The organism is Magnetospirillum sp. WYHS-4 (genome assembly GCA_039908345.1).
In the GTDB taxonomy this organism is placed as follows: domain Bacteria; phylum Pseudomonadota; class Alphaproteobacteria; order Rhodospirillales; family GLO-3; genus JAMOBD01.
In genome coordinates, this window is sequence record JAMOBD010000171.1 from 1 (window position 1) to 1,055 (window position 1,055).

Here is a 1,055-nt window from a genome sequence, read left to right on the forward strand (position 1 = left end):
AGCATGCCGTCGCAGCGTTCCGCCTCGTCAAGGTAGGCGGTACTCCAGAGCACGCCGATCCCCTGCCCCACCAGTTCCTGGACCATGCGCCAGAGTTCCCGGCGCGACATGGGATCGACGCCGACGCTGGGTTCGTCCAGCAAGAGCAGGCGGGGCACCTTGATGAGGGCGCAGGCCAGGCCCAGCTTCTGCTTCATCCCCCCCGACAACCGCCCGGCAAGGCGGTCCATGAAGGGCCCCAGGCCGGTGAAGCGTTCCAGGCGGGCGAAGGCGGCCTTGCGTTCCGCCCCCGTGACGCCCCGAAGGTCGGCGTGCAACGCCATGTTCTCGCCCACCGTCAGGTCCTCGTAAAGGCCGAAACGCTGGGGCATGTAGCCCACCGCCTCGTGCAGGCGCTCGGCCTGCCGGACCGGATCGAGCCCGCAGACCGAAAGGACTCCCCCGTCAGGCAGCAGAAGCCCGGCCAGCAGACGGATCAAGGTGGTCTTGCCGGCCCCGTCCGGCCCCACCAGCCCGGTCACCCGGCCGGCCGGAATGTCGGCCGCCACCCCGTCGAGGGCCAAGGCGGTGCCAAAGCGCCGGCTCAGTCCCTCGATGTGGACCAGAGGCTCGGTCACGGCTTGAGCTGGACAGTAACCGGCATGCCCTGGCGCAGGTCGTCGGCCGGCCCGTCGAGGACGACGCGCAGCCGGTAGACCAAGCCGGTGCGCAGTTCCGGCGTCTCGACGTTCTTGGGGGTGAATTCGGCGGTGGGCGAGATGAAACCGACTTGGCCGCCGTGGGGTTCGCCGCCGCCGTCCCGGCCGATGGCGGCCTTCATGCCCGGCCTGACCTGGCCCAGGCGCGGCTCGTCGACGAAGGCCCGCACCCAGAGCGGCTGGACCAAAGCCAGGACATAGACCGGCGAATTGGGCAGCAGCACGGCGCCCGCCTCGTGGATGCGGGTCTGGACGATGCCGTCCGACGGGGCGCGCAGTTCGGTGTCGGCCAGACGCTTCCGGGCGATGGAGAGCGTCGCCTCGTCGGCCCGCATCTGGGCGCGGGCCGCTTCCAGG

2 protein-coding genes are annotated in these 1,055 nt (G+C 70.8%); both read right to left on the minus strand.

Going from position 1 to position 1,055, the window contains the following annotated elements:
* On the minus strand, positions 1-617 hold a 617-nt coding region (locus H7841_18685), incomplete at its 3' end, for an ABC transporter ATP-binding protein (GenBank protein ID MEO5338884.1).
* A partial coding sequence (locus H7841_18690) for an HlyD family efflux transporter periplasmic adaptor subunit (protein MEO5338885.1) occupies positions 614-1,055 on the minus strand: 442 nt, incomplete at its 5' end. The genes H7841_18685 and H7841_18690, both read right to left, overlap by 4 nt.